The organism is Bacillus sp. UNC69MF, assembly GCF_000746035.1.
GTDB classification, from domain to species: Bacteria; Bacillota; Bacilli; order Bacillales; family Bacillaceae; genus Bacillus; species Bacillus velezensis.
The window spans coordinates 424,224-444,764 of sequence record NZ_JQKM01000003.1 but is presented as its reverse complement, the minus strand read 5'-3'; the positions used below and the strand labels follow the sequence as shown (position 1 = coordinate 444,764).

General features: G+C 47.2%; 20 protein-coding genes. 14 read left to right on the top strand and 6 right to left on the bottom strand.

Going from position 1 to position 20,541, the window contains the following annotated elements:
* The first annotated feature begins 278 nt into the window (after positions 1-278).
* The 10 genes from BR62_RS0102250 (at position 279) to BR62_RS0102205 (ending at position 10,297) form a co-directional block, all read left to right on the top strand.
* Positions 279-1,748 carry a spore germination protein gene (locus BR62_RS0102250; RefSeq protein WP_015240716.1) on the top strand — a complete coding sequence of 490 codons (1,470 nt, stop codon included), beginning with the start codon at positions 279-281 and terminating at the stop codon, positions 1,746-1,748.
* A complete protein-coding gene (locus tag BR62_RS0102245) occupies positions 1,738-2,829 on the top strand; it encodes a GerAB/ArcD/ProY family transporter (RefSeq protein WP_032869526.1) in 1,092 nt (363 codons plus the stop codon). Before BR62_RS0102250 ends, BR62_RS0102245 begins: the two co-directional genes overlap by 11 nt.
* Entirely contained in the window at positions 2,819-3,952 is a 1,134-nt protein-coding gene (locus BR62_RS0102240) for a Ger(x)C family spore germination protein (protein ID WP_032869524.1), read from the top strand. Before BR62_RS0102245 ends, BR62_RS0102240 begins: the two co-directional genes overlap by 11 nt.
* Positions 3,953-4,045: 93 nt before the next feature.
* The gene (locus BR62_RS0102235) at positions 4,046-5,035 is read left to right on the top strand and encodes a LacI family DNA-binding transcriptional regulator (RefSeq protein ID WP_032869522.1); all 990 of its coding nucleotides are present in this window, start codon (positions 4,046-4,048) and stop codon (positions 5,033-5,035) included.
* A complete protein-coding gene (rbsK, locus tag BR62_RS0102230; protein WP_032869519.1) occupies positions 5,028-5,909 on the top strand; it encodes a ribokinase in 882 nt (293 codons plus the stop codon). Before BR62_RS0102235 ends, rbsK begins: the two co-directional genes overlap by 8 nt.
* Positions 5,906-6,301, top strand: coding sequence for a D-ribose pyranase (rbsD, locus tag BR62_RS0102225; RefSeq protein ID WP_032869517.1), 396 nt, complete (start codon positions 5,906-5,908; stop codon positions 6,299-6,301). The genes rbsK and rbsD overlap by 4 nt, the downstream gene beginning before the upstream one ends.
* Before the next feature lie 16 nt (positions 6,302-6,317).
* On the top strand, positions 6,318-7,811 hold the full coding sequence (locus BR62_RS0102220; RefSeq protein ID WP_032869515.1) for a sugar ABC transporter ATP-binding protein: 1,494 nt from the start codon (positions 6,318-6,320) through the stop codon (positions 7,809-7,811).
* Entirely contained in the window at positions 7,801-8,772 is a 972-nt protein-coding gene (rbsC, locus tag BR62_RS0102215) for a ribose ABC transporter permease RbsC (protein WP_015240722.1), read from the top strand. The genes BR62_RS0102220 and rbsC overlap by 11 nt, the downstream gene beginning before the upstream one ends.
* 13 nt (positions 8,773-8,785) lie before the next feature.
* On the top strand, positions 8,786-9,703 hold the full coding sequence (gene rbsB, locus BR62_RS0102210; RefSeq protein WP_032869513.1) for a ribose ABC transporter substrate-binding protein RbsB: 918 nt from the start codon (positions 8,786-8,788) through the stop codon (positions 9,701-9,703).
* Between the two features lie 60 nt (positions 9,704-9,763).
* Positions 9,764-10,297, top strand: a complete 534-nt coding sequence (locus BR62_RS0102205) for an SH3 domain-containing protein (RefSeq protein WP_007407525.1) — start codon at positions 9,764-9,766, stop codon at positions 10,295-10,297.
* A gap of 124 nt (positions 10,298-10,421) precedes the next feature.
* Here BR62_RS0102205 and BR62_RS0102200 read toward each other — a convergent pair whose 3' ends face one another.
* The 3 genes from BR62_RS0102200 to alsS all read right to left on the bottom strand — a co-directional run bounded on the left by BR62_RS0102200 (position 10,422) and on the right by alsS (position 13,589).
* The gene (locus tag BR62_RS0102200) at positions 10,422-10,946 is read right to left on the bottom strand and encodes an NAD(P)H-dependent oxidoreductase (protein ID WP_007407526.1); all 525 of its coding nucleotides are present in this window, start codon (positions 10,944-10,946) and stop codon (positions 10,422-10,424) included.
* 102 nt (positions 10,947-11,048) lie between these two features.
* Positions 11,049-11,816: an acetolactate decarboxylase gene (gene budA, locus BR62_RS0102195; protein WP_003151318.1), complete on the bottom strand. Its 768-nt coding sequence runs from the start codon at positions 11,814-11,816 to the stop codon at positions 11,049-11,051.
* 60 nt (positions 11,817-11,876) lie between these two features.
* A complete protein-coding gene (alsS, locus tag BR62_RS0102190) occupies positions 11,877-13,589 on the bottom strand; it encodes an acetolactate synthase AlsS (RefSeq protein ID WP_007407527.1) in 1,713 nt (570 codons plus the stop codon).
* A gap of 156 nt (positions 13,590-13,745) precedes the next feature.
* Here alsS and alsR point away from each other — a divergent pair, with 156 nt between their 5' ends.
* Positions 13,746-14,654: an acetoin biosynthesis transcriptional regulator AlsR gene (alsR, locus tag BR62_RS0102185; protein WP_007407528.1), complete on the top strand. Its 909-nt coding sequence runs from the start codon at positions 13,746-13,748 to the stop codon at positions 14,652-14,654.
* A gap of 195 nt (positions 14,655-14,849) precedes the next feature.
* The gene (locus BR62_RS0102180; RefSeq protein WP_012118610.1) at positions 14,850-16,181 is read left to right on the top strand and encodes an arsenic transporter; all 1,332 of its coding nucleotides are present in this window, start codon (positions 14,850-14,852) and stop codon (positions 16,179-16,181) included.
* A gap of 48 nt (positions 16,182-16,229) precedes the next feature.
* Here BR62_RS0102180 and BR62_RS0102175 read toward each other — a convergent pair whose 3' ends face one another.
* From BR62_RS0102175 to BR62_RS0102165, 3 genes are all read right to left on the bottom strand, one after another.
* On the bottom strand, positions 16,230-16,904 hold the full coding sequence (locus BR62_RS0102175) for a hypothetical protein (RefSeq protein WP_007407530.1): 675 nt from the start codon (positions 16,902-16,904) through the stop codon (positions 16,230-16,232).
* 41 nt (positions 16,905-16,945) lie between these two features.
* Positions 16,946-17,839 (bottom strand): hypothetical protein, encoded by an 894-nt coding sequence (locus BR62_RS0102170; RefSeq protein ID WP_007407531.1) that lies wholly within the window; start codon positions 17,837-17,839, stop codon positions 16,946-16,948.
* Between the two features lie 122 nt (positions 17,840-17,961).
* Positions 17,962-19,056, bottom strand: a complete 1,095-nt coding sequence (locus tag BR62_RS0102165; RefSeq protein ID WP_015240725.1) for a CotH kinase family protein — start codon at positions 19,054-19,056, stop codon at positions 17,962-17,964.
* Between the two features lie 140 nt (positions 19,057-19,196).
* Between BR62_RS0102165 and cotG the strand changes: the two genes are divergently transcribed.
* Together cotG and BR62_RS0102155 are read left to right on the top strand one after the other, a co-directional pair.
* Entirely contained in the window at positions 19,197-19,727 is a 531-nt protein-coding gene (gene cotG, locus BR62_RS0102160; protein ID WP_032869511.1) for a CotG/ExsB N-terminal domain-containing protein, read from the top strand.
* A gap of 156 nt (positions 19,728-19,883) precedes the next feature.
* Positions 19,884-20,504: a flavin reductase family protein gene (locus tag BR62_RS0102155; RefSeq protein WP_007407534.1), complete on the top strand. Its 621-nt coding sequence runs from the start codon at positions 19,884-19,886 to the stop codon at positions 20,502-20,504.
* The last annotated feature ends 37 nt before the right edge of the window (positions 20,505-20,541 follow it).

Sequence of the window (20,541 nt, the reverse complement as noted above, 5' to 3'; positions counted from 1 at the left end):
AGCGGAATGACTGATACATGACAGAAAAAGACGGGTCCGGAGTGTTTACAAGAAATACACATTTTATATGCGGAAAGCCTTTCTCCTTTTAAACCATTTACAGGACGTTTATCACTCTTTTGAAATAATTTTAATAAATCTTTATATTCGTTCAAGAAATATTCATCCATAATTGTGAAGTTCTTGGTAAAACATCGAGGAACTCCTCTATTTTATAAAATGCATAAAAAAGGAATACCCGCTGAAAACTACAGATAACCGGGGAAGGAGGCGGTCTGATGTCTGCGGATAAACAAAACAAACGGATTCCCGGCGATTTTGAATCGGCTGTACGGGAAATGCAGGAGCTGATGTGTGTTTGCGGTGATTTTAAAATACGAAGGATCAAACTGCAGGACCGTCATACCGCTTTCTTTTATATTGAACAAATGATAGAAGAACAGAAGCTGAATGAGTTTCTGTTAAGCGACACCCTGCAGAACGGCCCGCTTGAGGAAACGATGAATGCCGTCAGCAGTGCGGAAACGGATGAAATCAGAAAACTCATTGACGGGATTTTGGCAGGACAGGTTGTTTTTCTCAGCGATGCATCGAGGAAAGCGAAGCTGTTTTCCGTCGGCCAGAATCCGCTGCGTTCCATTATGGAACCCGAATCTGAAAGTATCGTCCGCGGCGCCCATGACGGGTTTGTGGAAAGTTTGGAAACGAACATTCATCAGCTGCGGTTTCACATACAGGACCGCCATCTCTCCGTTCATTATATGGATATCGGGGAAAGAGCCAAATCAAAGGTTGCGGTTATCTTTGTTGAGAATATCGCCAATCCGGAGATTGTCGAGGAAGTGAAGCGGCGCCTGTCATACTTGCGTATAGACAGCGTGCTTGCGCCCGGGATTATCGAGGAATCAATAGAAGATAATTCGTTTTCCATTTTTCCGCAGATCATTCATACGGAACGGCCGGATAAAGCAAAAGCATGCGTAATGGAAGGCTGTGTACTGATCATGATGGACGGGAGTCCGTCGGCTTTGATTGCGCCGATCACATTCTTTTCTTTTTTTCAATCTCCGGATGACTACAGCACGAGGTGGATTTCTGCCAGTTTTTTAAGAGTGCTGAGATTTTTCGCCTTTATGATCGCGATTACGCTGCCCGCTTTTTATATCGCGCTGATTGCGTTTCATTTTGAAGTCATTCCCAACGATCTGATTATCACCATGAAAAATTCGATTGTTGATATTCCCTTTCCCCCGCTGATAGAAGCCATGATTATGGAAATTACGATTGAACTGATCCGCGAAGCCGGTATCAGGCTGCCGAGACCGATCAGTCAGACGATCGGCATTGTCGGCGGGCTCGTGATCGGTGACGCAGTCGTTCAGGCGGGACTCATTTCTAATATGATGATTATCGTCGTAGCCGTTACGGCCGTATCTTCTTTTGTGCTTCCTTCATATGAAATGAGCACGTCCATCCGAACGCTCAGATTTCCGCTTATGTTTCTGGCATCCTCGTTCGGTTTTATCGGCATCGCACTCGGCTTCGGGCTTATTCTGATGAACCTGTGCAAGCTTGAATCACTCGGCGTTCCTTATTTATCATCGCTGACGCCGTTTCATTTCAGTGACTTGAAGGATGCATTTATCCGGCTGCCGGCTTGGTTTATTAAAAGAAGGCCTTTTTATTTGAGACCGCAAGACTCAAAGCAGATGAAACATGTTCGGGGGTGGAGAAAAGATGAAGCCTAAAAAAATAAGCCGGCTTCAAGGCGTGTTTTTCATTAATCAGACGCAGATCAGCATCGGCATTTTGGCGCTGCCCCATTTACTGATGATGAGATCGGGAAGCAGCGGATGGATTTCCATTCTGCTTACCGGATTGCTCGTCCAGCTTACATTCAGCCTGTATATGATATTATTTCACCGGTTTCCGAAGCTGAACCTGTACGAAATGCTGGAGGAGGTGTTCGGAACACTTGCCGGCAAAGGGGTGCAGGTGCTGTATATTTTATATTTCGCGTTTCTCTGCACGCTCATTCTTTCTGTATTTACACGGATATTGGATATCTGGGTGCTCCCGCAGACTCCGAATTGGGTGATCAGCTTAATGCTGATCCTCGGTTCTGTCTATATCGCACAGGCTCCGCTGAATGCGATCGCCAGGTTCAGCTTTATTTTAACGCCGTTTTTGCTGCTGATCTCTCTGCCGCTTTTATACACGCTGGGAAAAGCCGATATCACATACATTATGCCGATTTTTCACGGAACCGCAAAAGACATGCTTACCGGGGTGCAGCAAACACTTGTCAGCATTACCGGCTTTCAGGCGGCGCTCGTGATCGGGCCCCTAATCAACTGCACCGTCAGCCAGCGCTACAAAATACTGACGATTTCAAACATCTTGATTATCCTTTATTACCTGTATATCACCCTTACTTGCTTTGTCACAATCAGCCCCGAAGAAATAAAAATGATCCCGGAGCCTGTGCTGTACCTGTTAAAAACCGTTTCATTCAGAATTATCGAACGGACGGATCTGCTCTTTTTGACGTTTTGGTTCGTGACCGTCTTTTCAACGCTGGCCAACGTGTTTTACTTGGCAAGCACCGGCATTGCCAAGCTGTTCAATCAAAAAGATCACAGCCGGTTTGTTTATCCGCTGGCCCTGCTCGTCTTCCTTCTGTCTATTTGGGCCACAAGCACAGATAAAACGATACAGCAGCTGGATCAGTTTTTCCGCTTTTCCGATATTGTGTTTGTGTATTTGTTTCCGTTGTTTATGGTATTGATTGTCCATGTACGCAAAAAGGGTGTCCGCCATGCGCATTAAAAAAGCGGTTCTTATCAGTCTCATGTGCGCAAGCCTGACACTTGCGGGCTGCTGGGATCAAAATTTGCTGAAAGATATTTCTCTCGTGCTGACCGCAAGCCTTGATGTTGATCATGACGGTAAAAATAAAATCGGCATCACCTATCGGAAGGTTCAGTCCTCCCAGGCGGAACAGGAAACGGGCGGCTCATTCATTACGACGGTGCTCAGCGCTTCCGGGCACACCATCCGTGAAGCGCGGTTTCAATTGGATAAGCTTGTCGATCAGCGCATTGACACGTCCAAGCAAAGAGTCTTATTAATCGGTGAGAAAATGGCGGAAAAACCGCTTTTTCCTTATCTCGATGTCTTTTACAGAGATCCGAAAAGCCCGCTTCTCGCTCATCCGGCGGTTGTAAAAGACGGCGAGGCGATTGAAGTGCTGAAGCTGATCGTCCGGCAGAAATTGATCGTCAGCAAGTATTTAACGAATTTATTAACAAGCGCTAATGCGGAATCAAATATCAGCATGGAAAATTTGCAATCCATCCGTTCAAGCATGCTGACGGCTGATAAGGATTTCGCCCTTCCTTATTTATCGATTAACGGACAGACGATAAAGGTAGAGGGTTCTGCCCTGTTCAGCGGCCAGCGGAAAGTGACTGAGGTGCTCGGTCAGGATTCGACCCTCCTGACCCTTTTAAGCGGGCAATTTAATAAATCGGCTAATATTAATCTGAAGCTGTGGGACAAATACAAAATGGATATTGAAAATTATCTTTCTCTCGGCATCACGGATGCCACGCGAAAGATTGTATTTATAGATACAGATCCGCAGCATATAAAAGTGAAAATCCGTTTAAAGCTGAATGCACGCGTCTTGGAATATCCAAAGGACAAGCTGAATTCTTATACGGCAATCGACCAAATAAACAAACAAGCCTCAGCAAATTTGAACAGCCAGGCCAGATCGGTGATCAGCCATATTCAGGAGCACAACTCGGATATCCTCGGCATCGGCCGGAAATATCAAACCCATTATTATGAGCGGGGCAAGCGGCTCAATTGGCGTGAGGTCTATCCTTCCATCGAGATCGTCCCTGATATCAAAGTGAATATCTCACAAATCGGCATCGTGAACTAAAAGAGACCCCGGTCTCTTTTTTTGTTGCCAACCGAAATGATTCGTGTTACTCTTTCTATGTAAACGGTTACATAGTTGAAGGAGGAGTGTTTGTTGGCAACGATTAAAGATGTCGCAGGCGCTGCCGGCGTCTCTGTTGCCACGGTTTCACGTGTCCTCAATGACAACGGCTACGTGCATGAAGATACACGAACGAAGGTCATGCTTGCCATGGAGAAGCTGAATTATTATCCGAATGAAGTTGCCCGCTCTCTTTATAAAAGAGAATCCAGACTGGTCGGGCTTTTGCTTCCGGATATTACGAATCCCTTTTTCCCTCAGCTTGCCCGCGGCGCTGAAGACGAGTTGCAGCGGGAAGGATACCGGCTGATCATCGGCAACAGCGATGAAGAATTGGAAAAAGAACTCGACTACCTGCAAACATTTAAACAAAATCAAGTTGCCGGTATTTTGGCGGCCACCCATTACCCCGACCTTCCCGAATACAGCGGCAGCCTTTACCCGGTCGTATTTCTGGACCGGACAAAAGAAGGCGCCCCATCCGTATTCAGTGACGGGCGGGCAGGCGGAAAACGGGCGGCTGAGGAAATGCTTCGCGGCAAAAGCACAAGCATCACGCTTGTCAAAGGCCCAGCCCACCTTCCGACCGCTCAGGAACGTTTTAACGGCGCACTTAACGTGCTGCAAAAAGCGGGCGTTCAGTTCAATGTCATCTCCGCCGCTTCATTTTCCATCAAGGATGCCGCCATTTTAGCAGAAGAATTGTTTGCAGTATACCCGGAAACCGACGGAGTCATTGCCAGCAACGATATTGCGGCGGCTGCCGTCCTCCATGAGGCGCTGCGGCTCGGCAAAAAAGTTCCGGAGGAGATTCAGATCATCGGATACGACGATATTCCGCAGAGCAGGCTTTTGTTTCCGCCTCTTTCAACCATCCGCCAGCCTGCATATGAGATGGGAAAACAAGCGGCAAACCTGCTGCTGCAATTGATAAAGAAAGAGCCGCCGAAAGAGACGGCCATTCAACTGCCCGTGACTTACATACGAAGACAAACGACGAGAAAGGATGATCACCATGAGTGAAATTTGTGTTATCGGAAGCTGTTCTATGGATCTGGTCGTCACATCCGAACGGCGTCCGAAAGCCGGAGAAACCGTACTGGGCACAGACTTTCAAACCGTGCCCGGAGGAAAAGGCGCAAACCAGGCCGTAGCCGCTTCCCGCCTTGGCGCAAACGTATATATGGTAGGAAAAGCTGGAAGTGACAGCTACGGAAAAGCGATTATTGAAAACCTGAAGGCAAACGGTGTCAATACGGACTACATGGAAACGGTTACACATAAAAAAAGCGGAACGGCTCATATTGTGCTCGCAGAAGGAGACAACAGCATCGTCGTCGTAAAAGGCGCAAACGATGACATCTCCCCCGATTATGCCAAAAGTGCGCTGGCAAAACTTCCCGGCATTGATATCGTGCTGATCCAGCAGGAGATTCCTGAAGAAACCGTTGAAGAAGTGTGCAGCTACTGCCGCGCGCAGCAAATTCCGGTTATCCTGAATCCCGCGCCGGCCCGGCCGCTGAAACAATCGACGATTGAGGATGCCGCATATCTTACGCCGAACGAACATGAAGCGTCCATTTTATTTCCTGACCGGACGAAAGAAGAAGCGCTCGCCGGCTATCCCGGCAAACTGTTCATTACCGAAGGAAAACAAGGCGTGCGCTACTCAGACGGCACCGCGGAACGGCTTGTTCCCGCCTTCCCTGCAGAAGCGGTCGACACGACGGGAGCCGGCGATACCTTTAATGCGGCACTTGCCGTCGCACTCGCGGAAGGACGGGACATTGAGCAAGCGCTCCTGTTTGCCAACCGCGCCGCCTCCCTGTCCGTGCAGCACTTCGGCGCCCAAGGCGGCATGCCGGCCAGAAAAGAAGTTGAGGAGCTGCTGTCATGAAAAAACACGGAATGTTAAACAGCCACATTGCCAAAGTATTAGCCGATCTCGGGCATACAGACCTCATCGCAATCGCCGATGCGGGTCTCCCCGTCCCTGACGGCGTCCCTAAAATTGATTTGTCCTTAACGGCGGGCGTTCCCACCTTTCGGGACGTGACCAGCCTGGTAGCCGGGGAGATGGCAGTCGAAAAGGTGATCGCCGCTTCCGAGATCAAAGACGCAAATCCTGAGAATGCAAGTTTCATAGAAAGCCATTTCTCAGCGCAGACGATCGAGTACATGTCCCATGAGGAATTCAAACGGCTCACACAGAAAGCAAAAGCCGTCATCCGAACGGGTGAAATGACACCATACGCCAACTGCATCCTGCAGGCGGGTGTGATTTTCTAGAAAGAAGGGATCCAGCATGCACATCGGCATGACAGACATTCATAAAGCATTCGGCAAAAACCAAGTGCTCTCCGGCGTCTCATTTGAGCTTCTGCCGGGAGAAATCCACGCTTTAATGGGAGAAAACGGAGCGGGCAAATCGACGTTAATGAATCTGCTCACCGGGCTCTACCGGCTCGACAAGGGAAACATTACGATAAACGGAACAAATATGAGCTTCTCCAATCCAAAGGAAGCCGAAAAGCACGGAATCGCCTTTATCCATCAGGAACTGAATATATGGCCGGACATGACGGTGCTTGAAAACCTTTTTATCGGCAAAGAGCTGACGACGGCGTTCGGCGTTTTGGAAACGAAGAAAATGAAAGCGCTAGCAAAATCACAGCTTGAAAAACTGGGAGTCTCTCTTCCTCTTAACCGGGAAGCCGGACAATGTTCCGTCGGACAGCAGCAGATGATTGAGATTGCCAAAGCGCTGATGACAAACGCCGAAGTCATTATTATGGACGAACCGACCGCGGCGCTGACCGAACGGGAAATCAGCAAACTGTTTGACGTGATGACGGCGTTAAAGCGGGACGGCGTATCCATCGTCTATATTTCGCACCGAATGGAAGAGATATTTTCGATTTGCGACCGGATCACCATTATGCGGGACGGCCTCACTGTCGATACGGCGCATATTAAAGACACTAATTTTGATGAAGTGGTCAAAAAAATGGTCGGGCGGGAGCTGACCGATCGGTATCCGACTCGCACGCCGTCACTCGGCGATAAGGTGCTCGAAGTGAAAAACGCCTCAAAAAAAGGAAGCTTTTCACAGATCAGTTTCCATGTGAGCGCCGGAGAAATCCTCGGCGTTTCCGGCTTAATGGGTGCCGGACGGACAGAAATCATGAGGGCGCTGTTCGGAATTGACAGGCTCGATTCCGGAGAGATCTGGATTTCCGGCCGAAAAACCGGCATTCGGGGTCCGTACGATGCCATCCGTAAGGGACTCGGCCTGATTACGGAGAACCGCAAAGATGAAGGGCTGCTGCTGGATACGTCCATTCGTGAAAATATCTCATTGCCGAACCTGACCAGCTTCTCTCCGAAAGGCATCATTGACCGAAAACGCGAGGCGGAGTTCGTTGAGCTGCTCATCAAGCGTCTGACCATTAAGACCGCATCTCCGGAAACCGCCGCCCGGCATTTATCAGGAGGAAATCAGCAAAAAGTCGTCATCGCCAAATGGATCGGAATCGGCCCGAAAGTTCTCATCCTTGATGAACCGACAAGAGGCGTCGACGTAGGCGCGAAAAGGGAAATCTATTCATTAATGAATGAACTGACCGATCGCGGAGTCGCCATCATCATGGTGTCTTCCGAGCTGCCGGAAGTTCTCGGCATGAGTGACAGAATCATCGTCGTCCACGAAGGGCGCATCAGCGGAGAAATCAATGCGGCCGGCGCAACACAAGAACACATCATGACACTTGCCACGGGAGGGCAGCAGTATGAAAACTGAACCAATGACATCAACTGAACAAAAGCGATTTTCCATTCACACCTTCACACAAAAACTCGGTCCGTTTCTCGGCTTACTGATTCTTGTGCTGATCGTTTCCGTTTTAAACCCGAGTTTTCTTGAACCCCTCAATATTCTCAACCTTCTTCGGCAGGTTGCGATTAACGCTCTGATTGCATTCGGAATGACGTTTGTCATTTTAACGGGAGGCATTGATCTCTCTGTCGGAGCGATCCTCGCCTTATCGAGCGCATTGGTCGCAGGTATGATGGTCTCAGGCATCGATCCGATCTTAGCCGTCATCATCGGCTGCGTAATCGGCGCCGTACTCGGCATGATAAACGGATTATTAATCACAAAAGGAAAAATGGCGCCGTTCATCGCCACTTTGGCGACAATGACCGTCTTTCGCGGACTGACCCTCGTCTATACGGACGGAAATCCGATTACGGGGCTCGGTTCAAGTTACGCATTTCAATTATTCGGGCGCGGTTATTTTCTCGGCATTCCCGTACCTGCCATTACGATGCTGATTGCATTTGCGGCCCTGTGGGTTCTTCTGCACAAAACACCGTTCGGCCGCCGGACATACGCCATCGGCGGCAATGAGAAAGCGGCGCTGATATCGGGAATCAAAGTGCCCCGCATCAAGATCATGATCTATTCTCTGACAGGTTTATTATCGGCGCTGGCGGGAGCGATTCTGACATCACGCTTAAATTCCGCACAGCCGACGGCCGGGGAATCATATGAGCTGGACGCCATCGCAGCGGTCGTTCTCGGCGGAACGAGCCTGTCCGGCGGTCGAGGGCGCATCATCGGTACGCTGATCGGGGTTTTGATTATCGGTACGCTGAACAACGGCTTGAACCTTCTCGGCGTATCATCTTTTTATCAGCTCGTCGTCAAAGGAATCGTCATTTTAATCGCGGTGCTGCTGGACCGCAAAAAATCGGCATAGTAGGAGGACCATTATGAAGAAAGCCATCATCACGATCGCGGCATTATCACTGTTTTTGCTGTCCGCCTGTTCACTTGAACCGCCACAATGGGCAAAACCGTCAAACACAAAACATAAAAAAGAATTCACTATCGGGCTCTCCGTCTCCACATTGAACAATCCGTTCTTCGTTTCATTAAAAGAAGGCGTTGTAAAGGAAGCCAAAAAACGGGGCATGCAGGTCATTATTGTCGATGCTCAAAATGATTCATCTAAACAGTCAAATGACGTAGAAGATTTGATCCAGCAGGGAGTCGATGCGCTGCTGATCAACCCGACCGATTCATCAGCGATTTCAACAGCCGTCGAATCGGCAAATTCCCTCGGCATTCCCGTCATTGCGCTTGATCGTTCAGCCGAACACGGCAAAGTCGAAACGCTTGTCGCCTCTGACAATGTCAAAGGAGGAGAAATGGCGGCTGACTACCTCGCCGATCAGCTCGGAAAAGGCGCCAAAGTGGCGGAATTGCAAGGGGTGCCGGGCGCATCCGCGACACGGGAACGCGGAACGGGCTTTCATCATATTGCCGACAAAAAGCTGGATGTCGTAACAAAGCAAGCGGCGGATTTTGACCGTACAAAAGGATTGACCGTCATGGAAAACCTGCTGCAGGGACATCCGGATATTAAAGCCGTGTTCGCCCATAATGATGAAATGGCACTCGGCGCGCTCGAAGCGATTAACAGCTCAGGCAAACACATTCTGGTCGTCGGTTTCGACGGAAATAAAGATGCGATTTCTTCCATTAAAAACGGAAAGCTGACAGCCACGGTCGCCCAGCAGCCGGAGCTGATCGGAAAACTGGCGGCCGAAGCGGCGGAGCAGGTGCTCAAAGGAGAAAAAGTCAAAAAAACCATTTCCGCTCCATTGAAACTTCAAACACAAAAATAACCGGCCGATGTTTAGACTTCCGGTAAAACGTGAAAGGATGAAGTAAAAGGAGAGATACAGATGAAGAAAACAGCCAAAGCGGCATCCATTCTGACCCTTGCAGCGGGAATAACAGCGGCTTCAGCTGCCGGAATAACGCCTCTTCCCGAGACACACGCGCAAGAAGCGGTCAAAATTGACGATCTGTACAGCTACCCGCTTGACTCTTATCTCGTTTCCGCGGAAGCATTGAACGTCAGAACAAAAGCATCAGCAGCCAGTCCGAGAGCTGATACCCTTCATTTAGGCGACAGCTTAAAGATCGTTTCATTCCAGAACGCTGACTGGGCAAAAGTACATTATAAAAACGGAAAAACAGGATTTGTATCTACTCATTATATTGTTAAAGAAGCAACAACCGTAAAAACAACGGCAAAAACAAAAGTATATACAGACAAACAAGCGGTCAAAGCTTCCCTTGCTAAAAACACGAGCGTTTCTTTCCTCGGATGGAAAAAGACAGCCGGCGGCGGCATTGACTTCGGCTGGGCGCTTGTCGATTACGGGGGCGCAACGGGATATATCAGCACAAAAGATCTGCAAAAACTGACATAATATCAAAACGGATTTCGCAAATTCAGCGCGAAATCCGTTTTTTCTTTCTTGAGCAGTCAGAAACGTCTAAGGTTCGAAATATTTCTCAGGAAATATTGTCGGATGAAGATGAATGCATACGACTCTAAAATGGCTTCTTTATGTAATCCGCCAGGCGTTTGGCATTGTCACGGATAGCCGCAGCATCGGCGCTGCTAACCCCGTACATCGCGAAAGCCGGCAAATAGGTCATACCCGTAAAATTAGCCATTGCCTGAAACGGCCTTAAGAGCTCGCTCAGTGAAAAATGGTTAGACCCGCCTGCCTGATATGCATCCTCTCCGGCACCTACGGAAACAGCCAGCAGCAATTCTTTGCCGTGCAGCGCCTTTCCTTTGGAGCCGTAAGCCCAGCCATACGCCAGCACATGATCCATCCATGTTTTTAAAAGCGGAGGCGCACTGTACCAGTACAGCGGGAATTGAAATACGATCCGGTCATACTGTTCACACAGCTGCCGTTCCTTTTCCGCATCTATTTTCCCGTCCGGATATTCTTTATAAAGCTCACGGACCGTGATTTCATCATGATTTTTTAATTCTTCTGTCCACGCCTTATTGACCGCTGAGTTGTCCATGTCAGGATGAACCGCTAATACCAATACTTTCACAGCTACCACACCTTTCCCTTTTGACTGTATTTTACCTAATCTTTGCCGGTTCAGCCAAATAAAAAGAAAGCCCCCGAGAAAAATAAGGCTTTCTTTTTTAATTTATTCCGGGCTTCCTTCGGTTGTTTCGATATCCTTCGCAAAATTCGGATTATCTAAATTTGCGTTGAAAAAGTCCGCCGTATTCGGAAGCTTGAGGTTCATATTCATTTTTTGAGAAATGGTCACTTTACAATCTTTAATGACATAGTCAAACACGTGTCCGCCGGAATTGCGTCCTTCATCAATGAAGTGCAGGTGATATCCGGAAACAGCAATGCCGTTTGCGTAACCCGGCGTCCAGAAGCCGGCGATTGTACCCTGAATGTCGTCAAAGTTGAACACAGGCTGTGTTTTTACCGCTTCGATCATCGGAACGTACGGTTTCTCCTGGCGTTCTACCGTTCTTGTCTGCACCTTTTTAAATACGCCGTCCAAACGGATCGCATAAAATAAGTTTTTACTAGGCAGAAGGCTGGCGATTTCCTGCTCGAATTCTTCACGGGTCATTTCGCCGTCGATCGTATGCGTCATATCAGGCGTGAAAAATGTGAATGAGCAGAATGGTGACAGGTCTCCGCCTTTAACAGGCGTAGCCGTTCCGTCGCCGCGCAGACGGTAAAATTCTCCGTCAAATCCGATTAATTCGCCGTCCAGTTTGTTGAACGTGCCGATTCCGAAATCACCGAACTTCGGAATGTCAGCCATATCAAAATCTCCGTCATATACTCCGTCCAGCAGAGATGTCATTGTTGAGACTTGATAGATCTGATCCTCAGGTGAGCCTTTTTCTCCGCGGCTCATCATATGGATGTCGCTTGCGTTTTTCATATTCCCTTCACTCCTTTTAAATTGGGCTGTTTTAGAAAACAGGTCATGGTGCGCAGAGTGCTAGAGAGCTTTTGCTTTCATTTTTTCTTTGAATTGCTTCGGAAGCATGTCGCTTGATAAATGGACATTGTCACTGTAATCGACAGGAATGTCAATGATGACAGGGCCTTCTGTGTTCAAGCCTTTTTGCAGCACGTCTGCCAGCTGTTCCGGTGACTCAACGCGCAAGCCGGTGGCGCCGAAGCTTTCTGCATATTTTACGATGTCAATGTTTCCGAAATCTACGCATGATGTACGGTTATATTTTTTCATTTGCTGGAATGCGACCATATCATATGTGCTGTCATTCCATACAAGGTGAACGATCGGCGCTTTTAAGCGGACTGCCGTTTCCAATTCCATTGCAGAGAACAGGAATCCTCCGTCTCCTGAAACGGATACGACTTTTTCACCCGGATTCACCAATGTGGCGGCAATCGCCCAAGGAAGCGCTACGCCCAATGTCTGCATGCCGTTGCTGATCAACAGTTTCAGCGGCTCATAAGCGCGGAAGTAGCGGGACATCCAGATCGCGTGAGAACCGATATCGCAAGTGACGGTTACGTCGTCATCAATTGCATTGCGCAGTTCTTGGACGATTTGCAGAGGATGCACTCTGTCGGATTTATGGTCGCTTGGCGCCTTCTCGCTGTCTGTGAGCATCTGTTTTAATTCGCTCAGCACTTCTTGTTCACGGCTGCCCATATCAAATGTCACAGCGTCGTGTTCAATTTGTTTAACCGTAGCGGCGATATCGCCTAATAATTCTAATTCCGGCTGATAGGCATGATCGATATCGGCCTGGATTTCGTCAAGATGGATAATAGCACGGTCACCGTTTACGTTCCAGAACTTCGGATCGTATTCAATCGGATCATAACCGATCGTTAATACGACATCCGCCTGTTCAAGCAGAAGATCGCCCGGCTGGTTGCGGAACAGTCCGATCCGGCCGAAATATTGGTCTTCCAGCTCTCTGGACAATGTGCCGGCCCCTTGGTACGTTTCTACGAAAGGCAGTTTTGTTTTGGCAAGCAGTTTGCGGATTTGTTTTACCGCCTCCGGTCTTCCGCCTTTCATGCCGACTAACAGAACGGGAAGTTTTGCCGTCTGGATTTTCGCGATAGCCGCGCTGACCGCTTCTTCCGGTGCAGGGCCTTGTTTCGGCGCCGGCACGCTGCGTACGTTTTTCACATTTGTGATTTCATTCACAACATCCTGCGGAAAGCTCACGAAAGCCGCGCCTGCCTGACCTGCTGACGCTGCCCTGAAGGCGTTTGTTACCGCTTCTGGTATATTCCCTGTTTCCTGTACTTCTACACTGTATTTTGTAATCGGCTGAAATAGCGCCGCATTGTCCAATGATTGGTGTGTCCGTTTTAACCGGTCTGCGCGAATTACGTTACCCGCCAGCGCCACTACCGGATCACCTTCTGTATTAGCCGTTAACAAGCCGGTCGCCAAGTTGGATGCCCCCGGGCCTGAAGTAACGAGACAAACGCCTGGTTTTCCAGTCAGTCTTCCGACAGCCGCAGCCATAAATGCAGCGTTCTGTTCGTGACGGCATAAAACCAGTTCAGGTCCTTTATCTTTTAACGCATCAAATACTGCATCAATTTTTGCACCCGGAATGCCAAAAACATGTGTGACACCTTGCTCCACTAAGCAATCAACAACAAGCTCCGCCCCCCGATTTTTTCCAGAGGTTTTTAGTTCATTTGTTGCTTTTGCCAACACCCTCACTCCTTATTATGCATATTAAATATAAAATTTTAAGTAATTTGTGATATTATTCACTATACACTCTTTGGAAATTGACCTCCAATATCAATTCGCCGTATGATTAATATGTTTCACGAATAATTAACAAAGAGAAAGGAATGGATAAGGATGGAGCTTCGCCATCTTCAATACTTTATTGCCGTTGCCGAAGAACTTCATTTCGGCAAAGCTGCGCTTCGGTTAAATATGACACAGCCGCCTCTCAGCCAGCAGATCAAACAGCTTGAGAAGGAAGTCGGCGTGACCTTATTAAAGCGCACGAAACGGGTTGTAGAGCTTTCAGCTGCCGGAGAAAGTTTTTTAAAACACAGCAGAAACGCGATCGAAGAAATAGACAAAGCGATTGAAATGGCGCAGAGAACGGCGCGGGGAGAGCTCGGCCGCCTTGTCGTCGGTTTTGTCGGCTCGGCCACATATGAATTTCTGCCGCCGATCATTCGGGAATTCCGCGAAAAATTCCCCTCCGTCAAGCTTGATCTGCGTGAAATTTCTTCTTTCAGACAGCAGGAAGAACTTCTGAAGGGGAACATTGATATCGGCATCCTTCATCCGCCTTTACAGCATTCCGCGTTACATATGGAAAAGGTGCAGAGCAGCCCGTGCATTCTGGCTTTGCCGAAGCAGCACCCGCTTACCGCTAAACAGACAATCGACATTCAGGATTTAAAAAATGAACCGATTATCACACTGTCGAAAGAAACATGGCCGACTTTATACCTAGAGTTTGTAAACTACTGCGAGCAGGCGGGCTTCAAACCGAAAATCGTTCAGGAAGCGACGGAGTATCAAATGGTGATCGGATTGGTTAGTGCCGGCATCGGTGTAACCTTCGTGCCTTCTTCTGCTAAAAAGCTGTTTAATCTCGAAGTCGCCTACCGCGGCATTAATCAGGTGCAGCTCACGGCCGAATGGGTCATTGCCTACCGCAAGGATAATCAAAATCCGATTCTGAAACATTTTCTGGATATTATGAATAAACGCCAGGCTTTATTGCAGGCGGATAAGGAAAATGCATAAAAAAGAGGGCCGCCGAAAGCAGCCTCTTTTTTTTGTGCTTTTATGGATTTTTACTAAATTGGTAGAAACGCTCAGTACACCTTACGACCTGTACCCGTATACATACAGTACAACTGATCAGGAGGGATAAAAATAACGGGGCGGCAATGACCCATCTAAAAGGAGGCAGAACACATTACACATATTACCGTCATTTTGACCCTGATTTCTTTCTTTGTGACCATTATTTTTATATTTTGGAGACCCGGGGGATTAAATGAAGCCGTTCCGGCGTCGCTGGGCGCCATTCTCGTTTTGTTATGCGGAACCGTTTCCTTTCATGATTTGGGGGATATAGGGTCAAAAGTCACCGGAGCATCAATAACCATTATCTCCACAATGATTATGGCAATCGCGCTGGAAAGCTTCGGTTTTTTTAACTGGGCGGCGGCCAAACTGCTTCACCGCGCCAAGGGATCGGGCATTCGGCTTTTTTGGCTGACCAACCTGCTCTGTTTTTCAATGACGCTTTTTCTGAATAATGACGGCAGCGTCTTAATCACCACTCCTATTTTACTATTGGTCTTACAATATCTCGGACTTAAAAGACATCAGAAAACACCGTATTTAATAAGCGGCGTATTAATTGCGACAGCCGCAAGCACCCCGATCGGCGTCAGTAATATCGTCAATTTAATTTCTCTCAAAATGATAGGCATGGACCTTTATTTGTACACCAATATGATGTTTATCCCCGGCACGCTGGGACTGGTGTTTATGGCCTTTCTGCTGTTTGCCGTTTTTTACCGCCGTTTGCCGAAACAGCTCCCCGATATTCCGGTTCATTTTGACTCGCTGGAACACAAACGATATCATCCGCTTCAGCCTCCGCCAGACCCGACCCAAAACAGCCGTACGAACATCATGTTTTGTGTTTTGGCATTTGTATTGTTCGTCCGGATCAGTCTGTTTGCAGCTTCTTACAACGGCATATCCGTTTCGCTCGTGGCTGTCATCAGTTCAGTCATCCTGCTTGGCTGGAGATGGTTTTATTTAAAAATCGGACCGGCAGATTTATTAAGGAAAGCGCCTTGGCATATCTTTATTTTTGCCTTCACGATGTACATTATCATCTACGGACTGCATAATATCGGACTGACGGCGCTGCTTGTTCAGTCTATTGAGCCTTATGTCTCACAAAGCATTGCCCACGCTGCATCTATTATGGGCATTGCTACATCCGTCCTCTCTAATTTGTTCAATAACCATCCCGCCTTAATGATCAGCACTTTGACCTTAACTGAAATGTCCATCGACCCATTAACCGTAAAAATCATTTATCTGGCTAATATTATCGGCAGTGATATCGGATCATTGCTTCTGCCGATCGGGACATTAGCCACGCTGATCTGGATGCATATCATCAGACAGCACGGCGAAAAAGTTTCTTGGTCAGAATATATCAAAACGACCATTATCGTTGTCCCTCTCACTGTCGTGTTTACCATTACCGTTTTATATGTTTGGATCAGTTGGATTTACCTTTAGCTCCCATGAAAAAAACTGCCTGCTGTATAAGAGAGGCAGTTTTATCATTTATGGCAGGTGCATGGTTTTTAAATGATTCAATTTCCAAAAAACAGTATCGCCGTCTGCATTGGTCAATTCAAGAATATTATCTGAGACATCCTGCAACAGCCCCACTTTATTCGGTATATCTCCTAAATCCAGAATAATCAGCTTCCCGATATATCTTTTTAATTGTTCCTCAAAATTCCGGACAAGGGGCACATTAGCGGGAACAACCGGCAGCTCTGAACTGTTTAATGTATACGGCGTCTGCTCATCGGAATAGGGTGTCAGCCATTTCAAATGATGCATCGAGATGAAAAGAGTCTTATAAACCGGAGAGAAGAAAACAAAATAATCATTTAAAACACTTGTCACATACCCATGAATGGAACGGTCTCCCGTAACAAATATTTCTGTGAATCTGCCTTTTATATGCTGGAGGGTATTCCGGTAAGAAAAGGAATGTTCCTGTTTTTCGGGATGCGGACTTTTTTTTCTTGCGTACGGTTCTTTATTCTCTTCGTCCGGGAGCGTCAATGTCATCCGCTGAAGGTGCAGCAGCGGAATATAAAGAAACGTCCGGCCGTCATGAATCACAATGATATCCTGACCGATATCCAAAAGAGTTCCTGAAAATGTCGTATTCCCCGATATCTCAATATCGACTTGTTTATCCAGAAATCTGCTTAATCCAGCCATTTCATTCCCCCCTCTCCCGCGTTTACGGACAATCTTTCCAATCATTTACGGCCGCGTTTCCACCGATAATCTATTGTCCTTAATACAGTGGCGTAGCTATAAGAGTTCTCTTCCTCCCGTTTTGAAGATCGAACGGATCTTGATGATCTTTTCGACTTTTTAGAGGAAGTACGCTGCTCTTCGCGTGATTCTTCTTCATGCGGCTTTTCTTCTTCGGCGCTCTCTTTCTCACCTTTATTCTCGTCGTCTTTATTCTCCTCTTTTTTAGCTGCTCCTTTTGCCCCTTCGCTGATGCTCTTGATATGAAAAGGATAGATCCGCAGCACTTCTTTATCTTTCACAAGAGTGTAGTGGCCGTCGGAATTATCCACAAGTATACCTTCAACTGCTTCAGGACCTCCGCGGTTGATGGATACCCATTTGTGGATCAGGCGTTTAAATATGCCGTGAAAATCATCAGCCATTTCAAATTCCGGGCGCTCCTCCTCTTGGCCGTCCTCTTCTTGTTCCGCGCTGATGCTTTTGACATGGTCGGCGTTAAAATATACAATTCCGTCATCTTCTGTTTCCAGCACGAGAAAATCATCCCCTGTTTCGTGAAGCTTTCCTCTTTTCGATTCCGGACCTCCCTGATTCAATTGCACCGTGCGATTGGTCATCCGGCTGATCAGGTCTTGAAAATCATCAGCTTTTTCACATTCTGCCGCTTCGGCCGGCGATACGGTTTCACTCGTATTTTCCGTCACACTTTTCACGTGTTTCCATTGATAATAAACGATTTTATTATCAACCTGAAGAGCGATATAATCCGATTGAATGTCTGCTAATCTCCCTGTCTTGGACTCCGGGCCTCCCCGGTAGACAGTAATCACTTTTCCTTCCATTGCATGCAAAAAGTTGTCATCAGACCGCTGCCGCTTCGTATTGCGTTTCATCTATTGTCCTCCTAGTCATTTTTCTCATAATGTAAAAAGCATAATGCATATATACGTATCACGATTATTTTCGGGAACTGATTCACCAGCCTATTTGTAAAAAATCTTTCTTCATTTCCAAATCAGATATTCCACCGCTCTAACTCACTGCTGATGAAGGCTGACCGCTCCTTAATGTATTCGCAAATCACTTCAGGCTCCCGGTCAAAGCAATCAATCTCTTCTTTCTTATATGGATCCTTCGCGACATGCGGCCTGATCTGCTCATACAGTGACATGACCTTCGGCTTCATATGTTCAATAGTAAACCGGGTCTGAAGCGTCTCTTCCAAAAGCCGTTTGTACGCTTTGCGGAAATACGGTTCATCCAGAAGCCTTGCAGTCAAGGTATTAAACCCTTGTATTCTGACATAATCGGCCTCCATCCGATCACCATGAATGTCTCTTCCCCACGTCGCATCGTAATCCCACGGAATGACTTCAAAAAGTCCCGTTTCATGATTCCGGTACAAAGCGTAATTATGAACAAATCCATCGTAGTTTGAGGTAAACACGATGCCCGCAAGCCACCTCAAATACTTATCGGCGTCCAAGTGTTTGACGATCTCCCCCTTGAACTCTGACTTCGGCACGGTATTAATTTTATAGATCATATCCTGCAAGTATAAATCGTCTTCTTTCGTTCCCGTTTTCTTTTCATAACCAAGTTCGAGCGATGTTTTCGTATCCCGCTCCAGATCACTGACGAGGGAGAAATTGGCGTCGTCATCAACCGCGTAAAAAACAGCGCCGTCCGCCAAATTCCGTTTCGCCAGAAAATATTCATCCACTGACTCCAGCTCAAGATACACCCCCTCATGTCTGCCATTGATTTGCAGGGTTACGAAATTCGCCTTTGGTGACAGCGTCCCAAGCTCCGCGAAGAAATCGAGAGACAGCTTATTCCGCATCATCGACGGATCTTTGTATTCAGCGTTTAAATGTATCTCTTTCGCCCTGCGAAATGTTTTCGGCGAATAAAAAGCGATATGATACGATTTTTTCTTAAAATCTCTTATATGAGAGCCGCGGTACGCCAGATCAATGTCAAGCCGTTTTTGATTCACTCTCAGCACCGCGGGCACCGGATCATCATCCCAAATGTCTTTTTTCAGCTCCATTAAGTCTTTCGGGTGAATAAACAGCTGGTATAGAGGCAATGTTGATTGGTCTTTCATCGGTAAACCTCCCTGTATTAATTTAGGCTGTGCTTTTTATATAAAACTCAGCGAATCACACATACACTTTTTTCATTCATGCGTACTATGTGGTAGTAAGGATCGCATCCTTAAAACATATATCATGAGGAGGTTTCAAAATGGGCCACTATTCCCATTCTGATATCGAAGAAGCAGTAAAGTCCGCAAGCACCGAGGGATTGGAAGATTATTTGTACCAAGAACCAAAAAGCAGTAAGAAGAGAAAATCTCGCAAGCATAAAAAATCCCGTTCTCACAAAAAATCTCGCAGCCATAAAAAATCGTGCCGCTCTCACAAAAAATCTCGCAGCCATAAAAAATCCCGTTCTCACAAAAAATCTCGCAGTCATAAAAAATCCCGTTCTCACAAAAAATCTCGCAGCCATAAAAAATCCCGTTCTCACAAAAAATCTCGCAGCCATAAAAAATCGCGCCGCTCTCACAAAAAATCTCGCAGCCGTAAAAAATCATGCCGGTCTCACAAAAAATCTCGCAGCCACAAGAAATCATGCCGCCGCAAGAAAAAACGCACGCAGAAAAAACCTTATCGTCCTCATAAAAAAGACCCTTGCAAAAAAGACGATTACTGCAGCAAAACAGAGTACTGGAAAGACGGGAACATCTGGGTTGTAAAGAAAAACTACAAGTAACACCATTCGTAAATAGGCTGCCGGCTAAACGGAAGCCTTTTTCCTCAATCAGATATATGCCACGTGATAAGATATGCAGCCGGTTTTCTTTTGTTGTGTTTCCGAATTTTCTTTCTGTATAATCAGGTCATACGATAAAGAAAGGCGGCCGAAATCATGCATATCTTACGAGCAGACGAACTGAACGCAAAAGACACTTACAAATTGCTTTCGGGCACAGTTGTTCCCCGGCCGATCGCATTTGTCACTACGCGGTCATCCATCAACGGCGCCGTAAACGCGGCGCCCTTCAGTTTCTATAACGTTGTCTCCGCAGAACCGCCGCTTCTGGCCATCTCAGTCAGCCGCGCGGACGGTCGGCAGAAAGACACCGCGAGAAACGCAATCGCTCATCGGGAATTCGTGGTGCACGTCAGTGATGAGTCCATTATTGAAGACATTAACAAAACGGCGGCAAGGCTTGATCCTGATGTCAGTGAACTTGGCATGACAGACTTTTCTGTGACAGACAGCGCTTGCATCAGCGTTCCCGGTATAAAAGAAGCAAAAGTGAGGTTTGAATGTATACTCGAACGCCATCTTCCGTTCCAAAATGACAGCGGAGAAACGACGACAGACCTCATCATCGGCAGAGTCGTTTGTTTTCATTTGAATGACCAAGTATATGACGCCGATAAAGGCTACATACGGACAGATGAGCTGAAGCCTGCGGCAAGGCTCGCGGGGAACGAATACGCCAGACTCGGGAAGACATATACACTTGTACGCCCGACCTGAAGCAGGAACCATTATAATAGAAGAAACTAGTCAAAAA